Source organism: Bradyrhizobium aeschynomenes (assembly GCF_013178945.1).
Lineage (GTDB): Bacteria > Pseudomonadota > Alphaproteobacteria > Rhizobiales > Xanthobacteraceae > Bradyrhizobium > Bradyrhizobium aeschynomenes.
Window position 1 is genome coordinate 248,110 of record NZ_JABFDM010000007.1, and the last position, 18,568, is coordinate 266,677.

At 64.6% G+C, this 18,568-nt stretch carries 17 protein-coding genes; 13 read left to right on the forward strand and 4 right to left on the reverse strand.

Annotation, left to right across the window (positions count from 1 at the left end; all coding sequences use genetic code 11):
- The first annotated feature begins 55 nt into the window (after nucleotides 1-55).
- The 12 genes from pimA (at nucleotide 56) to HL666_RS21650 (ending at nucleotide 12,885) form a co-directional block, all read left to right on the forward strand.
- On the forward strand, nucleotides 56-1,720 hold the full coding sequence (gene pimA / locus HL666_RS21595) for a dicarboxylate--CoA ligase PimA (protein WP_172183472.1): 1,665 nt from the start codon (nucleotides 56-58) through the stop codon (nucleotides 1,718-1,720).
- Between the two features lie 19 nt (nucleotides 1,721-1,739).
- Entirely contained in the window at nucleotides 1,740-2,927 is a 1,188-nt protein-coding gene (locus HL666_RS21600; RefSeq protein ID WP_172183473.1) for an acetyl-CoA C-acyltransferase, read from the forward strand.
- A gap of 229 nt (nucleotides 2,928-3,156) precedes the next feature.
- Nucleotides 3,157-4,347, forward strand: coding sequence for a pimeloyl-CoA dehydrogenase large subunit (gene pimC / locus HL666_RS21605; protein ID WP_172183475.1), 1,191 nt, complete (start codon nucleotides 3,157-3,159; stop codon nucleotides 4,345-4,347).
- 145 nt (nucleotides 4,348-4,492) lie between these two features.
- Nucleotides 4,493-5,635, forward strand: coding sequence for a pimeloyl-CoA dehydrogenase small subunit (gene pimD / locus HL666_RS21610; protein WP_172111491.1), 1,143 nt, complete (start codon nucleotides 4,493-4,495; stop codon nucleotides 5,633-5,635).
- A 205-nt stretch (nucleotides 5,636-5,840) separates the two neighbouring features.
- Nucleotides 5,841-6,614 carry an SDR family NAD(P)-dependent oxidoreductase gene (locus HL666_RS21615; protein WP_172111490.1) on the forward strand — a complete coding sequence of 258 codons (774 nt, stop codon included), beginning with the start codon at nucleotides 5,841-5,843 and terminating at the stop codon, nucleotides 6,612-6,614.
- A 307-nt stretch (nucleotides 6,615-6,921) separates the two neighbouring features.
- On the forward strand, nucleotides 6,922-8,424 hold the full coding sequence (glpK, locus tag HL666_RS21620) for a glycerol kinase GlpK (protein WP_172183476.1): 1,503 nt from the start codon (nucleotides 6,922-6,924) through the stop codon (nucleotides 8,422-8,424).
- Between the two features lie 56 nt (nucleotides 8,425-8,480).
- A complete protein-coding gene (locus HL666_RS21625) occupies nucleotides 8,481-8,975 on the forward strand; it encodes a hypothetical protein (protein ID WP_172183478.1) in 495 nt (164 codons plus the stop codon).
- Between the two features lie 99 nt (nucleotides 8,976-9,074).
- Complete coding sequence (locus HL666_RS21630; RefSeq protein WP_172183684.1) at nucleotides 9,075-9,668, forward strand: GNAT family N-acetyltransferase; 594 nt, start codon at nucleotides 9,075-9,077, stop codon at nucleotides 9,666-9,668.
- A gap of 61 nt (nucleotides 9,669-9,729) precedes the next feature.
- Nucleotides 9,730-10,362 (forward strand): glutathione S-transferase family protein, encoded by a 633-nt coding sequence (locus tag HL666_RS21635; protein WP_172183479.1) that lies wholly within the window; start codon nucleotides 9,730-9,732, stop codon nucleotides 10,360-10,362.
- 119 nt (nucleotides 10,363-10,481) lie between these two features.
- Nucleotides 10,482-11,171: a substrate-binding domain-containing protein gene (locus tag HL666_RS21640; protein ID WP_172111485.1), complete on the forward strand. Its 690-nt coding sequence runs from the start codon at nucleotides 10,482-10,484 to the stop codon at nucleotides 11,169-11,171.
- Nucleotides 11,172-11,282: 111 nt separating this feature from the next.
- A complete protein-coding gene (locus tag HL666_RS21645; protein ID WP_172183480.1) occupies nucleotides 11,283-12,515 on the forward strand; it encodes an MFS transporter in 1,233 nt (410 codons plus the stop codon).
- Nucleotides 12,516-12,642: 127 nt separating this feature from the next.
- Nucleotides 12,643-12,885: a hypothetical protein gene (locus HL666_RS21650; protein ID WP_172111483.1), complete on the forward strand. Its 243-nt coding sequence runs from the start codon at nucleotides 12,643-12,645 to the stop codon at nucleotides 12,883-12,885.
- A gap of 309 nt (nucleotides 12,886-13,194) precedes the next feature.
- Here HL666_RS21650 and HL666_RS21655 read toward each other — a convergent pair whose 3' ends face one another.
- Together HL666_RS21655 and HL666_RS21660 are read right to left on the reverse strand one after the other, a co-directional pair.
- Nucleotides 13,195-13,437, reverse strand: coding sequence for a hypothetical protein (locus tag HL666_RS21655; RefSeq protein WP_172183482.1), 243 nt, complete (start codon nucleotides 13,435-13,437; stop codon nucleotides 13,195-13,197).
- A gap of 1,325 nt (nucleotides 13,438-14,762) precedes the next feature.
- On the reverse strand, nucleotides 14,763-15,890 hold the full coding sequence (locus HL666_RS21660) for a mandelate racemase/muconate lactonizing enzyme family protein (protein ID WP_172111480.1): 1,128 nt from the start codon (nucleotides 15,888-15,890) through the stop codon (nucleotides 14,763-14,765).
- Between the two features lie 690 nt (nucleotides 15,891-16,580).
- Here HL666_RS21660 and HL666_RS21665 point away from each other — a divergent pair.
- Nucleotides 16,581-17,192, forward strand: coding sequence for a hypothetical protein (locus tag HL666_RS21665; RefSeq protein ID WP_172111479.1), 612 nt, complete (start codon nucleotides 16,581-16,583; stop codon nucleotides 17,190-17,192).
- Between the two features lie 277 nt (nucleotides 17,193-17,469).
- On the opposite strand, the gene HL666_RS21670 is transcribed toward HL666_RS21665, so the two are convergent.
- Nucleotides 17,470-17,955, reverse strand: coding sequence for a DUF3833 family protein (locus HL666_RS21670; protein ID WP_172111478.1), 486 nt, complete (start codon nucleotides 17,953-17,955; stop codon nucleotides 17,470-17,472).
- A 259-nt stretch (nucleotides 17,956-18,214) separates the two neighbouring features.
- The gene (locus HL666_RS21675; RefSeq protein WP_172111477.1) at nucleotides 18,215-18,433 is read right to left on the reverse strand and encodes a helix-turn-helix domain-containing protein; all 219 of its coding nucleotides are present in this window, start codon (nucleotides 18,431-18,433) and stop codon (nucleotides 18,215-18,217) included.
- Between the last annotated feature and the right edge of the window lie 135 nt (nucleotides 18,434-18,568).

Sequence of the window (18,568 nt, forward strand, 5' to 3'; positions counted from 1 at the left end):
CGCCTCGCGGCGCATCCCGGAATGACAGCATCATTTGAGGCAGGCAAGTCGGCGCATGACCCATCCCGGCGAACAGTTCTATCCCGAAGGCATCCGTTGGGACATGCCGATCGCGCGCGGCACCTTGCCGGATCTGCTGGCGAAGTCGGTGAACGATTTCGGCGACCGCCATGCGCTCGAATTCCGCGATCGACCGATCAGCTTCAAGGAGCTATCAACTCTGGTCGATCAGGCCGCAGCCGCGTTCCTGCGCGCCGGCTTCGGCAAGGGGGCCTCGATCGCGCTGTTCCTCGGCAACTCGCCGGACCATCCGATCAATTTCTTCGGCGCGCTCAAGGCGGGCGCCCGTGTCGTGCATCTGTCGCCGCTCGACGGCGAGATCGCGCTGTCGCACAAGCTCAGCGATTCCGGCGCACGCATCCTGGTGACGTCGAATTTGTCGGCGCTGCTGCCGATGGCGCTGAAGTTCCTGGCGAAGGGCCTGCTCGACCGGCTGATCGTCTGCGAGGATGATCATTGGGGCAAGGTCGGCACGCCGCAGACGGCACTGCCCGACAACTCCGCCGTGATCACGCATCGCGCTTTCGCAGACGGCGCGGTAGCGCCGGCCGCGTGGCCTGCGATCTCGCCCGACGACATCGCGCTTCTGCAATACACCGGCGGCACCACCGGCCTGCCCAAGGGCGCGATGCTGACGCATGGCAATCTCACCTCCGCCGTCTCGATCATCGAGATCTGGAGCCGCGCCACGCGGACCCAGCATGACGGCGGCGACCGCGTCATCTGCGTGCTGCCGCTGTTCCACATCTACGCGCTGACCGTCGTGCTGCTGACCGCGCTGCGCATCGGCAGCCTGGTCTCGCTGCATCAGCGTTTCGATCTCGAGGCCGTGATGCGCGATATCGAGGTCAAGCGCGCGACCTATTTCCCGGGCGTGCCGACGATGTGGATCGCGATCGCCAACCTGCCCGATCTCGACAAGCGCGATCTGTCGTCGCTGACCAGCGTCGGCTCGGGCGGCGCGCCGCTGCCGGTCGAGGTCGCACGCATCCTGGAGCGCCGCGTCGGCATGAAGCTGAAGAGCGGCTGGGGCATGACCGAGACCTGCTCGCCCGGCACCAGCCATCCCAAGGAGGGGCCGGACAAGCCGGGCTCGATCGGCATCGCGCTGCCCGGCATCGAGATGGACGTCGTGTCGCTCGAGGATCCCTCGAAGGTGCTCGGCATCAACGAGGTCGGCGAGATCCGCGTCAAGGGGCCGAACGTCACCAAGGGCTATTGGAACCGGCCGGAAGAGTCCGCGCAGTCCTTCGTCGGCGACCATTTCCTGACCGGCGACATCGGCTATGTCGACGCCGATGGCTTCTACTTTCTGGTCGACCGCAAGAAGGACATGATCATCTCCGGCGGCTTCAACGTCTATCCGCAGATGATCGAGCAGGCCATCTACACCCATCCTGCCGTTCAGGAGGTGATCGTGATCGGCATTCCCGATGCCTATCGCGGCGAGGCGGCCAAGGCGTTCATCAAGCTGCGCGACGGCTTCGCTCCGTTCCCGGTCGAGGAGCTCCGCACCTTCCTCACCGGCAAGCTCGGCAAGCATGAGTTGCCGGCGGCGGTCGAGTTCGTCGACGAGCTGCCGCGCACGCCGGTCGGTAAATTGTCGCGCCACGAATTGCGCCAGCAGCAATCATCCACATCTCACAGCCAACACCACTAACAACAACAGGAGGTCGCCCATGACCGATGCCGTCATCGTTTCCACCGCCCGCACGCCGATCGGCAAGGCCTATCGCGGCGCGCTCAACGCCACCGGCGGCGCCACGCTGCTGGGCCACGCCATCGGCGAGGCCGTCAAGCGCGCCAAGGTCGATCCGGCCGAGGTCGAGGACGTCGTGATGGGCGCGGCCCTGCAGCAGGGCTCGACCGGCGGTAACATCGCGCGCAAGGCGCTGCTGCGCGCCGGCCTGCCGGTGTCGGTCGGCGGCACGACCATCGACCGCCAGTGTGCCTCCGGCCTGCAGGCGATCGCGCTCGCGGCGCGCTCGGTGATCTTCGACGGCGTCGAGATCGCGGTCGGCGGGGGCGGCGAGTCGATCTCGCTGGTGCAGAACGACAAGATGAACAGCTTCCAGGCCACCGATCCGGCGCTGCTCGAGATCAAGGGCGACGTCTACATGCCGATGATCGACACCGCCGAAATCGTCGCCAAGCGCTACGGCATCTCGCGCGAGCGCCAGGACGAATATGCGCTGGAGAGCCAGCGCCGGACTGCTGCCGCGCAGCAGGGCGGCAAGTTCAACGACGAGCTGGCGCCGATCAGCACCAAGATGGCGGTCACCGACAAGGCCACCGGCAACGTCTCGTTCAAGGACATCACGCTGTCTCAGGACGAAGGTCCGCGCCCGGAGACGACGGCTGAAGGCCTCGCCGGCCTCAAGGCCGTGCGCGGCGACGGCTTCTCGATCACCGCTGGCAATGCCAGCCAGTTGTCCGACGGCGCCTCGGCCTGCGTGATCATGAGCGACGCCACCGCCGCCAAGCGCGGCCTGCAGCCGCTCGGCATCTTCCGCGGCTTCGTCGCGCATGGCTGCGAGCCCGACGAGATGGGCATCGGCCCGGTCTTCGCCGTGCCGCGCCTGCTGAAGCGTCATGGCCTCACGGTCGACGACATCGGCCTGTGGGAACTCAACGAGGCATTTGCCGTGCAGGTGCTGTACTGCCGCGACAAGCTCGGCATCGATCCCGACAAGATCAACGTCAATGGCGGCGCGATCTCGGTCGGCCATCCCTACGGCATGTCGGGCGCGCGCCTGACCGGCCACGCGCTGATCGAAGGCCGCCGCCGCAAGGCCAAATACGCCGTCGTCACCATGTGCGTCGGCGGCGGCATGGGCGCCGCCGGCCTGTTCGAGGTGCTGCAGTAATAAACTTGAAATGCCGCGCGAACCTCGCGCGGCATTTCAAACAGGTGTCGTCCCGGACAAGCCCGCAAGCGCAACGCGCTTGCGGGCGCAGATCCGGGACCCATACCGCGTGATGTTGCTTGAGGCACGGTGGCAGATGCCTGTGCTCCCAACGACAGCCGGTGGTTATGGGTCCCGGCTTTCGCCGGGACGACGAAACGAACGATCGAGATACTAACGGGAGGATCCAATGGATCTTGCATTCACGAAGGAAGAGCAGGCGTTCCGCGAGGAAGTGCGAGCGTTCTTCAGGGACAACGTGCCCGCGGAGACGCGCCGCAAGATGGTCGAGGGCCGTCATCTGTCGAAGGACGAGATGGTGACCTGGTGGCGCATCCTCAACAAGAAGGGCTGGGGCGTCTCGCACTGGCCGACGGAATATGGCGGCACCGGCTGGACCTCGGTGCAGCACTACATCTTCAACGAGGAGCTGCAGGCCTATCCGGCGCCGCAGCCGCTCGCCTTCGGCGTCAGCATGGTTGGTCCGGTCATCTACACCTTCGGCAATGAGGAGCAGAAGAAGAAATATCTGCCGCGCATCGCCAATGTCGACGATTGGTGGTGCCAGGGTTTCTCCGAGCCGGGCTCCGGCTCCGACCTCGCCTCGCTGAAAACCAAGGCCGAGCGCCGCGGCGACAAGTGGATCATCAACGGCCAGAAGACCTGGACCACGCTCGCCCAGCACGCCGACATGATCTTCTGCCTGTGCCGCACCGATCCCTCCGCCAAGAAGCAGATGGGCATCTCCTTCATCGTCTTCAGCATGAAGTCGAAGGGCGTCACCGTGCGTCCGATCCAGACCATCGACGGCGGCCATGAGGTCAACGAGGTGTTCTTCGACGACGTCGAAGTGCCCATCGAGAACCTGATCGGCGAGGAGAACAAGGGCTGGGACTACGCGAAATTCCTGCTCGGCAATGAGCGCACGGGGATTGCCCGCGTCGGCGTCTCCAAGGAGCGCATCCGCCGCATCAAGGAGCTCGCCGCCAAGATCGAAGCCGGCGGCCGCCCCGTCCTGGAAGATCCGTCGTTCCGCGAGAAGCTTACGGCCTGCGAGGTCGAGCTGAAGGCGCTGGAGCTGACGCAGCTCCGTGTCGTCGCCGACGAGGGCAAACACGGCAAGGGCAAGCCCAACCCGGCGTCCTCGGTGCTGAAGATCAAGGGCTCCGAGATCCAGCAGACCACGACCGAGCTCTTGATGGAGGTGATCGGTCCGTTCGCCGCGCCCTACGACGTCCATGGCGACGACGACAGCAACGAGACCATGGACTGGACCGCCCAGATCGCGCCGAGCTACTTCAACAACCGCAAGGTCTCGATCTACGGCGGCTCCAACGAGATCCAGCGCAACATCATCGCCAAGGCGGTGCTGGGGCTTTGACCTTATGAGCCGCAGCGCCTCGACAACGCACGCCGTCATGGCCGGGCTTGACCCGGCCATCCACGCGTAGCCCCGGCGGGCACGACGTGGATGCCCGCGACAAGCGCGGGCATGACGGAGAATGGGGATACTGGAGAGTCAACCAATGGATTTTGATCTCACCGAGGAGCAGCGCCTCCTCAAGGACAGCATCGACGGCCTGCTGGCGGATGCCTACGATTTCGACAAGCGCAAGCTTTACATGAAGGAGAAGGGCGGCTGGAGCCAGGGGATCTGGTCCAAGCTCGCCGAGCAGGGCCTGCTCGGTCTGCCGTTCTCGGAAGAAGACGGCGGGTTCGGCGCCGGCGGCGTCGAGACCATGATCGTGATGGAGGCGATGGGCCGGGCGCTCGTGCTCGAGCCGTATCTCGCGACGGTGGTGCTGTCGGGCGGCTTCCTCCGCCATGGCGGCTCGGCGGCGCAGAAGACGGCGCATCTTCCGGGCATCATCGACGGCAGCAAGACATTCGCGTTCGCCCAGCTCGAGAAGCAGTCGCGCTACGACCTGTTCGATGTCGCCACCTCCGCCAAGAAGAAGGGCGACGGCTGGGTCATTGACGGCGAGAAGTTCGTCGTGCTCAACGGCGAGAATGCCGACACCTTGATCGTGACCGCGCGCACGGCCGGCGGCCAGCGCGACAGGTCCGGCATTGGCGTGTTCATCGTGCCGGCTGACGCGAAGGGCGTCACCCGCAAGGGCTATCCGACTCAGGACGGCCTGCATGCCGCCGACATCACCTTCACCGGTGTCGAGGTCGGTAGCGATGCCGCGATCGGCGATCCGGCCAATGCGCTGCCGCTGATCGAGCGCGTCGTCGACGAGGCCCGCATCGCGCTGTGCGCCGAAGCCGTCGGCCTGATGGACGAGTCGCTCAAGACCACGGTCGAGTACATCAAGACGCGCAAGCAGTTCGGCGTCGCGATCGGCTCGTTCCAGTCGCTGCAGCACCGCGCCTCCGACATGTTCGTGGCGCTGGAGCAGGCCCGCTCGATGTCGATGTTCGCCACCATGGCCGCCGATTTCGACGACGCCAAGGAGCGTGCGACCTCGATCGCGGCCGCAAAGGTGCAGATCGGCAAATCGGCCAAGTTCGTCGGCCAACAGGCGATCCAGCTCCATGGCGGCATCGGCATGACGATGGAGGCCAAGATCGGCCACTACTTCAAGCGCCTCACCATGATCGAGAGCACCTTCGGCGATACCGACTACCACATGCGCCGCGTCAGCGAGGCCGGCGGCTTAATCTGACCACACGACGTCATTCCGGGACACGCGCGCAAGCGCGTGAACCCGGAATCTCGAAGTGATGAAGACGACTGTCATGCCCCGCGAAAGCGGGGCATCCAGTATTCCAGAGACGTCGCGTTGATCACAGCCGCCGCGGCGTACTGGATCGCCCGGTCAAGCCGGGCGATGACGGCGGAGTGTGAGGACATGACGGAGGAAACAGAACATGCCCCCCAACCCCTTCAACCTCGCCGGCCAGGTCGCCGTCGTCACCGGCTCGAGCCGCGGCATCGGCCGCGCGTCGGCTGAACTGCTGGCGCAGCTCGGCGCCAAGGTCGTGATCTCCAGCCGTAAGGCGGACGCCTGCGAGGAGGTCGCAGCCGGCATCCGCGCCCATGGCGGCGACGCCCACGTCATTCCCTGCAACATCTCGCGCCGCGCAGAGGTCGACGCGCTGATCGACGGCGCCGTCAAGCATTACGGCCAGGTCGACATCCTCGTCTGCAACGCAGCGGTGAATCCCTACTACGGTCCGCTGCTCGACATCACCGACGAGGCCTTCGACAAGATCATGGCCTCCAACGTCAAGAGCAATCTCTGGCTCTGCGCCAAGGCGATCCCGCCGATGGCCGCGCGCGGCAAAGGCTCGGTCGTCATCGTCTCCTCGATCGGCGGCCTGCGCGGCTCCACCGTGATCGGCGCCTACGGAATCTCCAAGGCGGCCGACTTCGCGCTGTGCCGCAGCCTCGCCGGCGAATGGGGCCCGCAGGGCGTGCGCGTCAATTGCGTCGCGCCGGGCCTGATCAAGACCGATTTCGCCCGCGCATTGTGGGAAGACGAGGCCCGCCTGAAGCAGCGCTGCGCGACCACGCCGCTGCGCCGCATCGGCGAGCCGCACGAGATCGCCGGCGCAGTGGCTTATCTCGCCTCGGACGCCTCGACCTTCATGACGGGGCAGACCATCGTGGTGGATGGCGGCGTGACCACGGCGGCAGTGTAAGGTCTTTCAACACGACGACTGCACCCTCTCCCCTTGTGGGAGAGGGTGGTTGCGCGAAGCGCAACCGGGTGAGGGGTCTCTCTCCGCAAACTCGAAGCGCGATTGTGGCGCCAGCCCCTCACCCGAGCGAATGTGCGGCTGGCGTCGGTGTAGCCCTCTCCCACAAGGGGAGAGGGCGCAGTCATGCGCAGCGGACTCGACTGCCGCTCCAACGCGCAGGTGGCGCACGCCTCGACCACCTTGACCTTGCCCTCCCAATCCGCTTGCTTGTCGGCCCAATGTCGTCAACTGCCCGGGAAGAAACCCCATGTCCTTCGTGCTGGCCATCGATCAGGGCACCACGTCCTCGCGCGCGATGGTGTTCCGCTCAGACATCTCGATCGCCGCCGTGGCGCAGCAGGAATTCCCGCAGCATTTCCCGGCGTCGGGCTGGGTCGAGCACGAGCCGGAGGACATCTGGACCTCGACCGTGATGACCTGCCGCGACGCGCTGGAGAAGGCGGGGCTGACGGCCAGGGACATCGCCGCGATCGGCATCACCAACCAGCGCGAGACCACCGTGGTGTGGGACCGCGCCACCGGCCAGGCCGTCCACCGCGCCATCGTCTGGCAGGACCGCCGCACCGCCGACATCTGCGCGCGACTTAAAGCAGAAGGCCACGAACCGGCCGTCAGCGCCAGGACCGGCCTGATCATCGACCCCTATTTCTCCGGCACCAAGGTGGCCTGGATTCTCGACCACGTGCCGGGCGCGCGCGAGCGCGCCGAGCGTGGCGAGCTGCTGTTCGGCACCGTCGACTGTTATCTGCTGTGGCGGCTCACCGGCGGCAAGGTGCATGCGACCGACGCCACCAATGCCTCGCGCACGCTGCTGTTCAATATCCACGGCGGCGTGTGGGACGATGCGCTGCTCGAGCTGTTCCGCGTGCCGCGCTCGATGCTGCCCGAGGTCAAGGATTCCTCGGCCGATTTCGGCACCACCACGCCCGACCTGTTCGGCGGCCCGATCAAGGTCGCAGGCATTGCCGGCGACCAGCAGGCCGCGACCATCGGACAGGCCTGCTTCACGCCAGGCATGATGAAGTCGACCTACGGCACCGGCTGCTTCGCGCTGCTCAACACCGGCGCCACCCCGGTGAAGTCGAACAACAAGCTGCTGACGACCATCGCCTATCAGTTGAACGGTGAGCGCACTTATGCGCTCGAAGGCTCGATCTTCGTCGCCGGCTCGGCGGTGCAGTGGCTGCGCGACGGCCTCGGCATCATCAGGCACGCCGCGGAGACCGGCCCGCTCGCCGACAGATCGGACTCGATGCAGTCGGTCTACCTGGTGCCGGCCTTCGTCGGCCTCGGCGCGCCGTATTGGAATCCGCGTGTGCGCGGCGCGCTGTTCGGCCTGACCCGCAACACCGGGCCTGCCGAGCTCGCGCATGCCACGCTCGAGAGCGTCTGCTACCAGACCTACGATCTGTGGGCGGCGATGCGCGCCGACTGGCCGGATGCGTCGGCGGCGACGATCGTGCTGCGCGTCGACGGCGGCATGACGGCGTCGGACTGGACCATGCAGCGCCTCGCCGACCTGCTCGACGCGCCGGTCGACCGTCCGATGATCCAGGAAACGACGGCGCTCGGCGCGGCCTATCTCGCCGGCCTCCACGCCGGCGTGTATCCGGAGCCGGAAAAATTCGCCGACAATTGGCGGCTCGAGCACCGCTTCAAGCCGGCGATGAGCACCGCGACCCGCCAGCGCAAGCTCGCCGGCTGGGCCCGCGCCGTGAAGGGCGTGCTGGCGAGCGACGAAGGCGAGTAGGGGGCGACAAGAAACCATGCTGTGATGCGCGGGCTTGTATCGGCGTCACTGGCTGGATGGAGGTCTCGATTCCGCATCCCGTTTTCTCACCCTTTCACATGCTCGTGGTCCTGGTCGGATCTTTTCTCCTCACCGCGCCGTCGCGCGGTGAGGAGAAAATGGTGCTTGGGCCAAAGCAGTTCGAAGTCGACAAGAGTGGCGGCGGCGCAGTCTTATGCGCCTGGTCAATCTATCTTTCCATCCAGGCCCAAACGGCGATGTGTGAACTGCCTCGACGATCGACCGACGATGCAATCGATGAGGCGATCGTCGCCATAGACGAATTCATCCTGGCGAACTCCTCCTTGAAGCCGACACGAGCGATGCTGGAGGAGTTCAAGCGCCGCGCTGCTTCGGCGGATATCGCGCGAGGGCAGGCACGGGGACTCCAAAATCACTGCCGAAGTTCTGATCTTGAGCGCTTCCGCAGCATTGCTCCCGAGCAGCTGCGGGCCTCGGTGAAGAAGCTCCTCGCGAACCCGCGCGAGCCGGTCATGAACCCCTGTCTTTGACGGAAAGTTCTGACATTCTCAGAATCGGCACACCTCACGCTCCTCCACCGCACTTCCGGCAAGCGCATGTGCGGAAGGCACAAACAGATGGGACTCCTCATGACCATTCCGGACGGCACTTTCGACGTCCCGCCCGGCAAGATCGCCGCCGTCGTCACCTCGCTCGAGATGCTGGCGGCGCCGGTGTTGCCGCCCGATCCGGTCGGCGACTGGACCATTCGCCGGGTCGCGCAGCCCGGTCTGGATTGGTACCGCGACCTCTATACGCGCGTCGGCCGTGAATGGCTGTGGTCGCAGCGCCTGCGGATGAATGACGCCGAGCTTGCGGCAAGCATTCGCGCCGATGGCGTCGAGATCACGACGCTCGCGCATGACGGCGGCGACGAGGCCCTGCTGGAGCTCGACTTCCGCAGGAAGAACGAGTGCGAGCTGGTGCTGTTCGGCGTCACCGCGAAGCTGATCGGCACCGGCGCCGGCCGGCTGCTGATGAACCACGCGCTGCGCCGCGCCTGGGCGCGGCCGCTCAGCCGGCTCTGGGTCCACACCTGCAGCTTCGACCATCCGCGCGCGCTGGCGTTCTACCAGCGCGCCGGCTTTCGCCCCTATCGGCGCCAGGTCGAGATCGCTCCCGACCCGCGCCTCGACGGCATCCTGCCGCGCGATGTCGCCGCGCATGTGCCGCTGATCGACTGAACTTGCCGGCTGACAACGCATCCGATTGACGCTTCAATGCAGCGCATTGGAGGGATTCCCCATGTTCCTGATCGGCCAATACGACTCGCCCTTCGTCCGCCGCACGGCGATCGCGCTGAAGCTCTACGGCATTCCGTTCGAGCACAGGCCGTGGTCGACCTTCGGCGACGCCGACAAGATCGCACCGTATAATCCGCTGCTGCGCGTCCCGGTGCTGGTGCGCGACGACGGCGAGGCGCTGATCGATTCGGCGGCGATCCTCGATCATCTCGACGAGACCGTGGGCCCGGACCGCGCCATGATCGCGCGCGGTGGCGCGCTCCGCCGCAAGCAGCTGCATACGATCGCGCTCGCCACCGGACTGGGCGACAAGGCCGTCAGCCTGATCTACGAGCGCGTGCTGCGCAAGGATCGCCTGGCGCTGTGGGTCGCGCGCTGCGAGGCCCAGATCTCCGGCGTGCTCGTGATGCTCGAGGCCGAGCGCGCGGCCGTCACGACGGATTATTGGCATGGCGAACGGATCGGCCACGCCGACATCGCCGTCGCCTGCGTGCTGCGCTTCACGCGCGAAGCCCACCCGCAGCTGTTCGATGCGGCGCGCCATCCGGCGCTGGCCGCCCACGCCGCCCGCTGCGAGGCGCTGCCGCCGTTCCAGGAGATCGTCCAGCCGCTGGCCCCGCCGAGCGGCGATTGAGGGGGCCGATTGCTGCAATCGGCGGGTCGCTCCGGCTTGCCTCGCCGGGCGGCTTACCCTATCGGCTAGGAGCCGGGGCATGCCCGGCTCCTCGCGTGACCTGTTCAACGGAGCCCACCATGAGCGTGACCGCCGCCGGCATTTCCTCGATGGCAACCCGGCAGATCCTCGCCGAGCTCGCGGCGGCCTATGAGGAGGCGACGGGCGAGGTGATCACGATCGAATCCGTCGGCGGCGTCGACGCCGCCAAGCGCATCCGTGCCGGCGAGGCGTTCGACTTCGCGGTGCTGGCGTCGGACGCGCTGCAGAAGCTCGAAGCCGACGGGCATCTCGTCTCCGGCAGCATCATCGAGATCGCGGAATCGCCGATGGCCATGGCGGTGCGCATGGGCACCCCGAAGCCCGATCCGCTCGACGAGGCGGCCGTGCGCAAGGCCATGGAGAACGCCAAGGCGATCGGCATCTCCACCGGGCCGAGCGGCACCCACGTGCAAAAGCTCGCCCGCGACTGGGGCCTGGAAGGCGAGGGGGCCTCCCGCCTGGTCCAGGCCAAGCCCGGCATTCCCGTCGCAAAGCTGCTCGCCGACGGCGACGTCGATGTCGGCTTCCAGCAGCTCAGCGAGATGCTCGGCGCGCCCGGCATCGAGATCGTCGGCCTGCTGCCCGAGGCGCTGCAGCCGGGCACCGTGTTCGCCGCGGCGCTGTGCAAGGCCGGGGCCCACGCCGAGGCCGCGCGCGCCTTCATCGAATATCTCGTCTCCGAGGAGACCGCCGAGACCAAGCGCCAGCACGGCATGATTCCGGTGTGAGCCGGCGCCGCTGCGGTGGAGTTCCGCAAGCCCTGCTGAAAAACATTCTGGCATCTGTCGTCCCGGCGACCGGCGGCGCGTCTTCCAGATGAAATCTGCAGGAGACGCAAGATGAGCACATCGTACTATCGCTGGGTGATCGTGGCGGCCGGAGGCGTGCTCGGCTGCGTCGCCGTCGGCGGTCTGTTCTCGCTGCCGGTGTTCCTCAAGCCGATGGCCGCCGCGACCGGCTGGTCCGTCGCCGGCATTTCCAGCGCGCTGACGATCGGCTTCCTCGCAATGGCCTGCACCAGCATGGCCTGGGGCACGCTGTCCGACCGCATCGGCCCGCGTCCCGTGCTGCTGATCGGCTCGACCCTGCTTGCAGTCAGTCTTCTCCTGGCAAGCCTGACATCGTCGCTGCTGGCGTTCCAGTTGCTGTTCGGCCTGATCGCCGGCGTCGCGACGGCGGCGATCTTCCCGCCGGTGATGGCGACCGTCACCGGCTGGTTCGACACCCATCGCAGCCTCGCGGTCTCGCTGGTGTCGGCCGGCATGGGCGTGGCGCCGATGACGATGTCGCCGCTCGCGGCCTGGCTCGTCTCGACCTATGACTGGCGCACCGCGATGCAGTGCATCGCCGCTGTCGTCGCCGCGATCATGATCCCCACCTCGCTGCTGGTCGGCCGTCCGCCCCTGTCGGCGCCCGGCGCCGTCCTCGCGGCTGGGCCCGACGCCGCGCCGGCCGAGATGACGCGATCAGCGGCGCTACGCTCGCCGCAGTTCCTGATCCTGCTCGCCACCAACTTCTTCTGCTGCGCCACCCATTCCGGCCCGATCATCCACACCGTGAGCTATGCCGTCACCTGCGGCATCCCGCTGATGGCAGCGGTGACGATCTACAGCATCGAGGGGCTCGCCGGGCTCGGCGGCCGCATCGCCTTCGGCCTGCTCGGCGACCGCTTCGGGGCCAAGCGCGTGCTGGTGCTCGGCCTGCTCGCCCAGGCGTTCGGTGCGCTGGCCTATGTGGTGGTGCGCGACCTTGCCGCGTTCTATGCCGTCGCGGCGACGTTCGGCTTCCTCTATGCCGGCACCATGCCGCTCTACGCCGCGATCGCGCGCGACAACTTCCCGTTGGGCATCATGGGCACCGTGATCGGCGGCACGGCGATGGCCGGCAGCCTGGGCATGGCGACAGGGCCCCTGGCCGGCGGCCTGATCTACGACAGCTTCGCCAGCTACACCTGGCTCTATGTCGGCTCCTGGGTGATGGGCCTCGGCGCCGTCCTGATGATGATGACGTTCAGGCCGTTCCCCAGGCCCGCGCCGCAGCAGGCCGCCGCGCCGGTGCAAGCACCGGCCTGACGCCACTGCATCGCACCTTCACGCACGCGGTCGACTTCGGACAACAACGCTTGATCCGCCCGCAGGAACGGTGATGTCCCGGCCGGGTTGGCCAAGCGTGCCGTTCAACCCGATGGAGACCCTTTCCATGAAGACAACGCAACTCGCCATTGCCACCTTCGTTGCCGTCAGCCTCGCCGCCGTGCCGCTCGCCGCGCAAGCCAAGAATTCCAAGAAGCACAACGCCGCGACGCCCACGACCTCGTCGCAGACCACCGGCAGCAACATGCAGACCACCGGCAGCAGCATGAAGTCCGGCCGCGATTCGACCTCGTCGAGCCAGGGCAATGTCGGCCCCGGCACCAACCAGGCGGGGAGCATGGGGAAGTAGGACTCTTCAGCTGGTCTCACCCAGCGTCGGAAAGCTCAGTGCACGGGGCTTCCGACGTTCGTCACCCATCCGCAGCGTGCCCGCGCACCGTCTGCATCACACCCACGTCATTCCGGGGCAAGGCCGCAGGCCTTGAGCCCGGAATCTCGACGTTGTCTTGCCAATTCCCGCAATCGAAAATATTCACGTGACCCCAAGTCTGCGCGGTGCAGCAGTTGTCAGCCGATGGCGGAGCAAAGCGGGCGCGTCCCACCGGCGCCGGCGCCCAGCGTCTCCGACCTGCGTCCCGCCACCGTCAGAATGGCTCGACTAATTCGAGGCCTCCTTGAGCTTGTGCTCCAGATGCCCGGTGCCGTGATCCCGGCGCAGCTGGCTTAGCGACGTCTCGTTGAGCTGAATCAACACGTCGCTGAGCTTGTCGGCATCCGAATAGCCGGCCGCGAACGACTTGCCGTAGATCTTGCGCAGCGTGCCAACCAGCGTGTTGCCGTGCTTCCTGCTGATCTCGCCATCCTTGTCCCGGTGGCGGCCATCGAGTCCCGGCTCTTTCATGCGTCTCTCCCCTGATGCGGCTGATGCTTGGTGAGAGCCTGCGCTCAATTCGTTCGATTGGCAACGTTGCAGCGCGAAATGACAAAAGTGGCGAGCCGCGGAGGCTGCCGCCATTTGTGATAGCCCTGCGACACGAGAACAAAAGGCAATTGCGGTCGATGAGGTTGTCAGAGACGTAATCGACTGTGACGTTCAAGGCATCTTCAGCTCTTGATCATTTTCAATGAGCTCATGCCAGAGACCTACTCTCGCAAATGATAGGCTTCATTGATGCAGTGAGACGCGCGGTGGGTCGAATATTGCTCGCGCATGAGATCGTCGCAATCATCGACGAACATGTCATAATATGAAGTTGTGTCGGTACGTCGAATATCGTCGCTGGGACGCCTCCTGCTTTGTTGCACTCCTCGCAACCTAGCGGCATCTAACTACGGAGCATGCAGCCAGGAACGGCACATGTGTGGGTTGCCGGAGTGTCGCTCCTGCTCAAAATTTTGTCTTTCATAATTTCCGAAATTGTGATCTATTCCTTGTATCCCGCTTCGTGCAGAGGGCGTACGCGTCGTCACGATACGTGAGGTGGGCTGCGGTGGACGTGGATGCGGCGAAGGCCCGGCGGACTTCCACCTGCGCAATATCAAGAGGTTAAGAGCGGGCCTTTGTCACGTGCACGCGAAACAGGTATTGAAAACACAGGAGCGCGCGACGCTGATCCGCGATCTGCCGTGCGTCCAAATGACGACAGCGTCCCAACGTGCGAGAACACCGATAAAGGCGCTGTGGACAATGGACTGCGATGACTGCCGAGCGGCGACCACTGCACGCGCAGGCTTCTGCGCGACCGGGTTGACCTGCTGAACGAGTAGGTCGCGTTCGACGACGATGTAGTCGGAAGCCCAACTCGCCCATGGTACGGGCAAAAAGAGCGCTTGTGAGAGAGCCTTCTTGCTTAGCGGTCGTGGATGGATTGCTAGCCGGAGTAGGACTCGAGTTGATAGAGCATAACGGACGCCAGGTCGCATATCGGCCATCGATCTGGATTTATCCAACTCTGATAAGACCGATTGGGCGCCGACGATTTAGGAAGCTGTTCGGCGCTTCTCAATCCTGTTCAGCTGCTTGAGATGCAAAGCCAGCCGGCCGATCGAAGTCTTACTGCCGGAGTTATGCCACTGGCCGGCTTCAGTGGAGGCCCGGCCTAGTTCTGGCACGCTTCATCAAATGTCATTGCCTCAACACCCGCTCATGCACTGCGGATTCCTTACGTTCGGGCGCGATCATCCCCTGAAAGCTGTCCTGACGTCCAGCCAAACTCACGGCGTGCTTTAGGCGCTGCGATACTGAGCGATCGAGGCGAGATCGGGCACGAGGCCGATCCCGGGTTCTTCGCCCAAAGCAACCGTTCCGTCGGTGATCCGGGCCACGGGACCGCAGAACCGGTCCCGAAGTGGATTGTCATTGGCATCGACTTCCAGCCATCCTCCGCCGCCAATACCGGCCAGCAGATGAGCGGATGCAAGCAGTCCGATGCCGCCGCCGAGATAGTGAGGGCAGAACGTCTTACCTGACTTGATAATATCGCGGGCGAGGCTCGCACCGGCGCTGATGCCGCCCCATTTTGCGATATCCGGCTGCACGACTCCCAGAACGTCCTCAGCCAATACCTGCTCAAATCCCCCGACGCTCGCGATGTTCTCGCCGGCGGCGAGAGGCATTGGTGCGTGTGCGCGCAACCTGCGCCACTCGTCGCGCGGTCGATCGGCTCGGATCGGCTCCTCGAGCCAGCGCAACTCGAATGCGGCAAGACGCGGCAGCATGGTCAGCGCGTGCTCGGTCGACCAGGCTTGGTTGGCGTCTACAGCGAGCATGCCGCTTCCCGCGATCGTGCGCAGTGCGGCCAAATTCGCAAGATCGATGTCGGCACCGAAGCCGACCTTCAGCTTCAACGCGCGATGCCCGCGCTTCAGCGCGGCTTCCGCCGTTTGCGCAGCGCCGCCGGGATTGATACCGCTGGCATAGACCTTGATCGTGTTCGCACTCCCCCCAAGCAAGCGCCACAAAGGCAGGCGTCGGCGCCGGGCAACGAGATCCCAGAGCGCGAGATCGACACCCGCTATCGCTTGAGCCAAGGGGCCGGGCTCGCCACACTGCAGCGCCAACACTTCGGTCCCTTTTGTCAGCTCCTCGAACGCCTCGGAGGGGACACCGAAGCTGCGTCCGGCAATGCCAGGCGCAATCACCTCATTGACAAGGCGCGAGCGGTGCTCGGCCCCCGGTGCCGGGAAATTCGACCACGCTTCCCCCCAGCCCTCGATCCCATCCTCATCGATAACGCGAATAAAGACGGCCGGCCGGTCGCCCATTCGACCGAACGACGTTACAACCGGTGTCGCCAGAGGATAGCGAAAGCAAAAGGCTTTGATCGAACGGATGGTAAATCGGTCGGTCGTCATGCGGGAACTTTCAGTCGCAACAGATGCACGACACTGACAAATCGCTGGTGCCGAGCGCAAGCCTTCAGTCTGCCCGTGGGCCGGGCACGATACCAGTTTGGAACGCGCTCTCCGGCGCGAGGCGGCGATCACCGGGGGCTTACTGCTGCGGAGCTTCAGAGGCTGATTGCTCGTCTCGCTCGGTGCGCTTGTTGACGATAACGGGCAACGCAAATGAGCCGAACTCTGATGCACAAGTGGCGGCCCAGGCGGCAAGTAGTGAGCGGTTACTCTAAAGCACTGTCGATGATCGCCGCCACGAACCGCGCATCAACGGGTTCACGCGAAACCAACGGCACAAGAACAGCGGGCCGACAAGACCGGCGACGGTGTCGGCCGTGGCGCGCCGACGGAACGACGGGCCAGTGGCTCTGGCTCGCTCGGTGACCGCTTCGAACGCCATGAAGCTACGGTGCAGTTGATCCTGCACCGCGGCGATTTCCGGGTTGCGCTCGGCCTCGTCTAGGATCGAAGGATAAGCCCTGTTTCGTCGAACGCGGCTCCGGGCATCAGTCCTAGTTCCGGGAACTCGTAAGCTTTTGGTGCTCGATGGCACCGGGTATCGCTGGATCGCGTTCATCAAGTGATGAGCAGACATCCCCCTCCGTGCTAGGGTCGTGGCGCGTTCAGATTGGTAGAGAAGCCGAGAGCATGAATTCCGCCGAGCCACGCGCGACGATCGTTGGCAACGAGCTGTATTTGACAGGCCCGAATGGCCGCGACTCGCAGCTGCGGAAGGGAAATTGCTTCGTCATGTTCGAAAGCATCGAGTTGGTTGTTCGGTCAATCGCGCAGTGGCCGACCGGCCGAGACGAGCCGCAAGGGGAGCCGACCTTTCGCACTGCGATCTCGGCAACTTTCAAGCCAATCCGACATCACCTCTTTGCATTCAAGGGTGAGACATTTCTCGGCCCAGTGAATGCCGCTACACTGCTATGTGAGAGCGGTAGCAAAACTCTCTCGTCAGCAAACATCTTCGAGCCGGGTGAGGGCGGGGCGGATCAACTGACCCTCGTTCTGACGTGTCAACTTGTTGAGCCGCACTTCAGGGAGCTGTTCCATCCAATATGGTTGCGGCAGTCCAAGTCGATCTTAGACGCATTTCTTTACATTGAAGGATACGAGGCGGCCGCAATGGCGGCCCGCCAGCCGGGTGAAGTTCGGCAAACAGTGTTCGACGCGGACCTCACGCTGCCTGTAAAATTCTCAATGCTGTCGCTACGGACAAAGCTCGGCGCGCCGGTGCTACTGCCTCGTGATTAAGCGCCCGTAATCTGGTGGAGCGCCCGCGCTGGGCCCCGGGTCCGTCCGTCAAATGCGGCGGCCACCATGCTGGCCCTCCTGCGAGTGCCTTATTTGCCTTCACTCAGCTACGGACAGACCTTGCTAGTCTGCAAATTGGCTCAGTTATCACTGAGCTGTGAGTTAACTGCTGCTACGACAGCTGCCCTCGGCCGACGCTCTGAGCCACGTTGCTGGGTCGCCTTTGGTACCCCGTCTCGTCCTGGATCGGAAGTGATTGTTGCGTCATAGGTCGCTGCTATTGCCCGGATAGCCTGCGGTATGTCACATGCGCTGTCGCGAAGGGAAGTCCGGCCCGGCCGGAGGATCCGCGAACGATACATGCGTTGTCATCGATGAGATAAAACCAGTCGTCAAAGTTCAGCTTGGTGGTCTTTCCGTCGGCCTGCGGTGTATCCCTCGTGTAACGCCAATGAAATGCGCATCCGGCCTGGTCGCCTTCCGCTTCTCCTTCGAGGTTTGGCCCTGAACCGTTATACTTGCCGGGACCAAGCTTTTGGATCGCCCAGTTGAGCGTGTCCTCGTGTCCATCATCGAAACGATAAGTCTCAACGAACTGAACAACCTGCTTCGTTTCGTCCCATTGGCCCTCCGCCGTGATCGTTGCCCGCTTCAATAGACCGCCCATCAGGCTTTCGAGCACAGCCCATCCTTCCAGCCGCCCGTGGAAGAAGCGCTCTGGCAGGAAGACCGGGCTCATACCCTCGAACTGCTTAATGGACATCGGATCTCCCTCGCAATCTGCACTAACCAGGCAGCAGGTGGCAGGTTCCGTCACGCTCAACCCGTAAGGCGACGCCTGCGTAGATCGCTTCAAACCACTCCGCCGGTTGACCGGGCGGGTTGTTTCGCTCCGGTACATGTTCGGCGTCACTGAAGCGACGAGCGCCGCCTTCGTGACCGGAACGTGTGCGCCTGATGCAGATCGGGCCGACCGGCTCGATCGGCTTCGTGAGGGAGGCCCCGCCGCTGCGAAAGCGGGCTTAGATCATTGCTCGTGATTCAACACGAGGCAACGAGGCGTGATACTCGTCGATGCTGTCGAGGTCGATGAGTGTCTTACCGCCCATCTTGTAGGCTTTGATCCGTTCGCGCGCGATAAGCTCATAAGCTTTCGTCTTCCCGAATCTGCCATAGCGGCATCCATCCTTGAACTCAACGAGCCGGCGTTGCTTGAAGTGGTCACTCTGAGTTGTGCTCATAGAAGTGCTCGGGTTTCTCGATTTCTTTGCGGGTCAGGTGAGCACCTACAGCTTTATTGCTCCAGCGCGGCCTCCTCGCTGAATGCAGTCAAGATGCTGCAGGACGACCGGGGAAGAGATCTGGGGCCTTGGTGC

Coding starts and splice junctions, on each gene's coding strand:
- HL666_RS21670 (WP_172111478.1), bottom strand. CDS start 17,955: ATGTCCATTAAGCAGTTCGAGGGTATGAGCCCGGTCTTCCTGCCAGAG.
- HL666_RS21615 (WP_172111490.1), top strand. CDS start 5,841: ATGCCCCCCAACCCCTTCAACCTCGCCGGCCAGGTCGCCGTCGTCACC.
- pimD (WP_172111491.1), top strand. CDS start 4,493: ATGGATTTTGATCTCACCGAGGAGCAGCGCCTCCTCAAGGACAGCATC.
- pimA (WP_172183472.1), top strand. CDS start 56: ATGACCCATCCCGGCGAACAGTTCTATCCCGAAGGCATCCGTTGGGAC.
- HL666_RS21655 (WP_172183482.1), bottom strand. CDS start 13,437: ATGAAAGAGCCGGGACTCGATGGCCGCCACCGGGACAAGGATGGCGAG.
- HL666_RS21630 (WP_172183684.1), top strand. CDS start 9,075: ATGACCATTCCGGACGGCACTTTCGACGTCCCGCCCGGCAAGATCGCC.
- pimC (WP_172183475.1), top strand. CDS start 3,157: ATGGATCTTGCATTCACGAAGGAAGAGCAGGCGTTCCGCGAGGAAGTG.
- HL666_RS21600 (WP_172183473.1), top strand. CDS start 1,740: ATGACCGATGCCGTCATCGTTTCCACCGCCCGCACGCCGATCGGCAAG.
- HL666_RS21660 (WP_172111480.1), bottom strand. CDS start 15,890: ATGACGACCGACCGATTTACCATCCGTTCGATCAAAGCCTTTTGCTTT.
- HL666_RS21625 (WP_172183478.1), top strand. CDS start 8,481: ATGGAGGTCTCGATTCCGCATCCCGTTTTCTCACCCTTTCACATGCTC.
- HL666_RS21635 (WP_172183479.1), top strand. CDS start 9,730: ATGTTCCTGATCGGCCAATACGACTCGCCCTTCGTCCGCCGCACGGCG.
- glpK (WP_172183476.1), top strand. CDS start 6,922: ATGTCCTTCGTGCTGGCCATCGATCAGGGCACCACGTCCTCGCGCGCG.
- HL666_RS21650 (WP_172111483.1), top strand. CDS start 12,643: ATGAAGACAACGCAACTCGCCATTGCCACCTTCGTTGCCGTCAGCCTC.
- HL666_RS21675 (WP_172111477.1), bottom strand. CDS start 18,433: ATGAGCACAACTCAGAGTGACCACTTCAAGCAACGCCGGCTCGTTGAG.
- HL666_RS21640 (WP_172111485.1), top strand. CDS start 10,482: ATGAGCGTGACCGCCGCCGGCATTTCCTCGATGGCAACCCGGCAGATC.
- HL666_RS21665 (WP_172111479.1), top strand. CDS start 16,581: ATGAATTCCGCCGAGCCACGCGCGACGATCGTTGGCAACGAGCTGTAT.
- HL666_RS21645 (WP_172183480.1), top strand. CDS start 11,283: ATGAGCACATCGTACTATCGCTGGGTGATCGTGGCGGCCGGAGGCGTG.